This is a genomic window from Burkholderia sp. ZZQ-2, from assembly GCF_050768715.1.
In the GTDB taxonomy this organism is placed as follows: domain Bacteria; phylum Pseudomonadota; class Gammaproteobacteria; order Burkholderiales; family Burkholderiaceae; genus Burkholderia; species Burkholderia cepacia.
The window spans coordinates 1-4706 of sequence record NZ_LDVA01000314.1 but is presented as its reverse complement, the minus strand read 5'-3'; the positions used below and the strand labels follow the sequence as shown (position 1 = coordinate 4706).

At 61.2% G+C, this 4706-nt stretch carries 6 protein-coding genes and 2 rRNA genes; 2 read left to right on the top strand and 6 right to left on the bottom strand.

Annotated features, from left to right (window positions below):
• Positions 1-707, bottom strand: a 707-nt coding sequence (locus tag ABY44_RS28490) for a 3-hydroxybutyrate dehydrogenase (protein WP_431642843.1), incomplete at its 3' end; no start/stop codon positions are given.
• Positions 708-871: 164 nt separating this feature from the next.
• Between ABY44_RS28490 and ABY44_RS28485 the strand changes: the two genes are divergently transcribed.
• Both ABY44_RS28485 and ABY44_RS28480 read left to right on the top strand, forming a co-directional pair.
• Positions 872-1843, top strand: coding sequence for a potassium channel beta subunit family protein (locus ABY44_RS28485; RefSeq protein WP_060173883.1), 972 nt, complete (start codon positions 872-874; stop codon positions 1841-1843).
• Positions 1844-1955: 112 nt separating this feature from the next.
• Entirely contained in the window at positions 1956-2801 is an 846-nt protein-coding gene (locus ABY44_RS28480) for a 23S rRNA (adenine(2030)-N(6))-methyltransferase RlmJ (protein WP_021164367.1), read from the top strand.
• Between the two features lie 15 nt (positions 2802-2816).
• On the opposite strand, the gene ABY44_RS28475 is transcribed toward ABY44_RS28480, so the two are convergent.
• The 5 genes from ABY44_RS28475 to ABY44_RS28455 all read right to left on the bottom strand — a co-directional run.
• Positions 2817-3185, bottom strand: coding sequence for a hypothetical protein (locus ABY44_RS28475; protein WP_185735320.1), 369 nt, complete (start codon positions 3183-3185; stop codon positions 2817-2819).
• Positions 3186-3299: 114 nt separating this feature from the next.
• Positions 3300-3446, bottom strand: a complete 147-nt coding sequence (locus ABY44_RS28470) for a DUF3563 family protein (protein WP_006478295.1) — start codon at positions 3444-3446, stop codon at positions 3300-3302.
• A 215-nt stretch (positions 3447-3661) separates the two neighbouring features.
• Positions 3662-4066 (bottom strand): Cu(I)-responsive transcriptional regulator, encoded by a 405-nt coding sequence (cueR, locus tag ABY44_RS28465; protein ID WP_027786885.1) that lies wholly within the window; start codon positions 4064-4066, stop codon positions 3662-3664.
• Between the two features lie 295 nt (positions 4067-4361).
• Positions 4362-4474 (bottom strand): 5S ribosomal RNA (gene rrf, locus ABY44_RS28460).
• A gap of 157 nt (positions 4475-4631) precedes the next feature.
• Positions 4632-4706: ribosomal RNA gene (locus ABY44_RS28455) — 23S ribosomal RNA — on the bottom strand; the annotation flags it as partial.

The window sequence follows — 4706 nt, the reverse complement described above, 5'->3', positions numbered from 1 at the left end:
GTCTGCGCGACGTCCTGCACCGTCGTGAACACGCCGTCGACCGTATTGCCGAGCATCACCTTCTTCACCACTTCCTCTTCGCTGATCCCGAGCTCCTTCGCCTGCTCCGGAATCTGCTTGTCGACCAGCGGCGTGCGCACGAAGCCCGGACACACGACGTGCGAGCGCACGTTGTGCTTCGCGCCTTCCTTCGCCAGCACGCGGGCCAGGCCGAGCAGGCCGTGCTTGGCCGTCACGTACGCCGATTTCAGCGGCGACGCTTCGTGCGAGTGCACCGAACCCATGTAGATCACGACACCGCCGCGATCGTCCTTGTACATGTGCTTGAGCGCGGCCTTGGTCGTCAGGAATGCGCCGTCGACGTGGATCGCCTGCATCTTCTTCCAGTCGGAGAACGAATAGTTCTCGATCGGGTTGACGATCTGGATGCCCGCGTTCGACACGAGGATGTCGACCGAGCCGAACGTTTCGGCCACCTTGTCGATACCGCTGTTCACGGCTTCCTCGTTCGTCACGTCCATCGCGACGCCGATCGCCTTGCCGCCCGCCTTGACGATCTCGTCGGCAACGGCGTTCGCGCCGTCCTGGTTCAGGTCGGCGATCGCGACGGCCGCGCCCGCTTTCGCGAGCTCGAGTGCGATTTCCTTGCCGATGCCGCTCGCGGCGCCCGTGACGACTGCGGTCTTGCCATTCAGATCTGCTGCCATGTCCGTCTCCTCCCGTTGTCGGATCGAAAAAGTACGTGCCCGTCACCTCGGCGTTCATCGCATGATCGAAGCGACGGGCCAGCCGCCATTGTGCACGATCGGCCCCGCCGTTCGCGCGCAAAACGTCTAAGCTTAAGGTCGGCTCTGTCACGCAGGAGATTCGCATGCACTATCGACGGCTAGGCCGCTCCGGCCTGCAGATCAGCGAGCTTTCGCTCGGCTCGTGGGTGACGTACGGCAACCAGGTCGACCAGCGAGTCGCGCGCGAATGCCTTGCCGCGGCACGCGACGCGGGCGTCAATTTCTTCGACAACGCCGAGGTGTACGCCGGCGGCAAATCCGAGGAAATCATGGGTCATGCGCTCAAGTCCCTCGATTGGCCGCGTGTCAGCTATATCGTGTCCACCAAGTTCTTCTGGGGACTCGCCGAAGCGCCGAACCAGTATCACACGCTGAACCGGAAATACCTGCTGAACGCCATCGACGGCTCACTGCGCCGGCTTCAGCTCGACTACGTCGATCTCGTCTATTGCCATCGCCCCGATCCGAACACGCCGATCGAGGAAACCGTCTGGGCAATGAGCGACATGATCGTGCGCGGCAAGGCGCTGTACTGGGGCACGTCGGAATGGAGCGCCGACGAGATCCGTGCTGCCTGCGAGATCGCCGAACGGCATCACCTGCACAAGCCGGTTGTCGAGCAGCCGCAGTACAACCTGTTCCACCGCACGCGGGTCGAAAAGGAATATGCACGGCTCTACGACGACTACGGTCTCGGCCTCACGACCTGGAGCCCGCTGGCATCGGGCCTCCTCACCGGCAAGTACCGTAACGGCGTACCGCCCGGCAGCCGCGCGCAGTTACAGGGGTACGACTGGATGCGCGACCGCCTGACCGACCAGGCCGCCAACGACATCGTCGAACGGCTCGGCGAAATTGCGACCGAGCTCGGCTGCAGCACCGGCCAGCTCGCGATCGCGTGGGTGCTCGCGAATCCTCACGTGAGCTCGGTCATCACAGGCGCGTCGCGGATCGAGCAGATCGGCGACAACATGCGCGCGCTCGACGTTGCCGCGAAGCTGACACCGGATGTGAAACAACGAATCGAAGAGGTGGTCGGCGATGCGTACGAATGAGGCGATGCACGGCCACTCGCGTACAATACGCGGCCCGTATCGGCGCCCGGCCTGACGGCCACGCACGATCGACCGCTTTCATCGATTCACCTTTCGTTTCAGGCAGCCCGCCATGCTCAGTTATCGTCACGGTTTTCACGCAGGCAACCACGCGGACGTGCTCAAGCACGCCGTCGTCGTCCAGCTGCTGCGCTACCTGAACAAGAAAGACAAGTCGTACTGGTACATCGACACACATGCAGGTGCCGGCGTGTACTCGCTGCGCGACGGTTACGCGGCAAAGACGTCGGAATTCGACACCGGCATCGGCCGGCTGTGGAACGAAAAGAACCTGCCGGAAGCGCTGGGCGACTATGTGGATGAAGTCCGCGCGCTGAACGACGACGGCGAACTGCGCTTCTACCCGGGGTCCCCGTACATCGCATGGCGATCGATGCGCGAGCAGGACCGGATGCGGCTGTTCGAAATGCACACGACGGAAATCGACGTGCTGCGCCACAATTTCCGCGATGCGGGGCGACGCGCGATGATCTTTGCCGGAGACGGCTTCGAAGGCATCAAGGCGCTGCTGCCGCCGCCGCCGCGACGCGCACTCGTGCTGATCGATCCGTCCTACGAGGACAAGAAGGATTACGCGCGCACGGTGACTTGCGTGACGGAGTGTCTGAAGCGTTTCGCGACGGGCTGCTATGCCGTCTGGTACCCGCAGGTGACGCGAACGGAATCGCAGCGCTTTCCCGAGCAGTTGAAGCGCCTGCAACCGAACAACTGGCTGCACCTGACACTGACGGTGTCGAATCCACCCACTGACGGGCTCGGTCTCTACGGCAGCGGGATGTTCATCCTGAATCCGCCGTACACCCTCGCCCAGAGCATGAACGAGGCACTGCCCTATCTGGTCGAGATGCTGGGACAGGATAGCGGCGCCCGCTGCCAGATCGAGCACCGCGGAAACTGATCACGCGACTGCGCGTTACGGCTGCGGTCTGGGCGCGAGCCTTGGCTGGTTGGCCGGCTGCCCACCCCACGCGGGTACATTGATATACGGCGCGACGAACAGCGGAACCGACGTGTTCGGCGCCTGCCCGGCCGGAGCCCGCATGCCTGCCGGCTCGACGATCGGCTCAGGAGACAACGGCGCCGTCTGCAGCACCAACCCGCCCTTGCCATCCTGGATGCCGCGTTGCGTATCGAGAATCAGCGGTTTGGACGATGTCGCGGCAGCGGCCGCGAGTCCATGAACAAGCGCCACCGCGCCGAAAACGAGACGCGCGCGGGTACTGCGACGCACATCGAGACGCAAACGCATGATCGTGTCCTTCGGGATGAAAAGCAGGCCCATACCATAGCGCTGCACTGATGATTGCGCCAGATCCGGCGCACAAAAAAACAAAGCCCCGTCAATACGGGGCTTGCTTATCGTTCGGTGCCACGTGGCACCTGACGGTGACTCCGATTACAGCGAGTAGCCGTTGGTTTCGAGCGAGCGGATACGGCTTTCGAGCTGGACGATGTCCGACGACGTGGCGAGGTAAGCCTCACGGCGTTCACGTTCTGCGGATTCGAACCAGTTGCTCAGCTTTTCAACGATGTAGGCGATCATGACGTTCTCCAAGGAAGGGGGACCCCTGGTGAATCGAGATTCAGGGATTTCCCGTATAGGGTTATCCCGAATTATAGCGATGCCGCACCAAGATGCTAGTGAAATACTTGCATGGAAGCCATTCCTGTTTGGAATGGCCGAGCATCGATTTTACGTAACCCGTTGATTTTTATGGAAATCGAATCGAGGCCCGTCTTGAGCCTCGAGTACGCGCACTAATTTGGTTCACTGACGGGGTCGGACAAACGCGCCAAAATCGGGCATTCGGGACGCCCGTCACCATGGCAGTGCGCAGCAAGATCGGCCAGCGTGTCGCGCATGTCGCTCAGCTCCGCGATGCGCTTGTCGAGTTCGGCCACGTGCTCGAGCGCGATCGACTTCACTTCTGAGCTCGCGCGGGAACGATCTTGCCAGAGCGTTAGCAGCTTGCGGATGTCCTCGACGAGAAAGCCTAGGCGTCGCGCCTGACGGATGAAGCGCAGGATATGAATTTCGTCCGCGCCGTAGATCCGGTAGCCGGCGTCGGTACGTTTGCTCGGCGCAAGCAGGCCAACCTGTTCGTAGTACCGGATCATTTTTGCGCTGACTCCGGATTCGCGCGACGCGTCGCCGATATTCATTCCCGCCCTCTCCATCAAGCCCTGGTTTCGAACATGAACGTCGACGAATGCAATCGCCGGCGCCGCTTCGATCGTATCAAATCGCGTGGTTTCGTTTCGGGGCAGGGTTTGACTGCAGGATTGCAGCTGAGTGATCGGGCCGGCGCGCCAGGTAGAGGGGATGAATGACGTGCCCTTTCTCCAAACGCAAATTGCGCCCGGTTGCAGCCAGGCCACCGATCCCGATCACTCGTGCATTTCCGTCGCCGAAATGCAAAAACCCCCGCCTTTCGGGCGGGGGTTTCTGGCTTAGGGAGCCTGACGATTACCTACTTTCACACGGGAATCCGCACTATCATCGGCGTAGAGTCGTTTCACGGTCCTGTTCGGGATGGGAAGGGGTGGGACCGACTCGCTATGGTCATCAGGCAAAGAGGGTTGTCCTGCTGGCGTGGCCAACAGAACCAATCTTGGAAGAAGCAGTAATTTTGAGTTGTGTGTATCACACACGAGAATCCAACTTGTCGCTCTGGATCTTGCGGCCGGTGCTGTCGCACGGCGCCGATCTACAAGGCAGACTTGTTATAGGATCAAGCCTTACGGGCAATTAGTATCAGTTAGCTGAACGCATTACTGCGCTTACACACCTGACCTATCAACG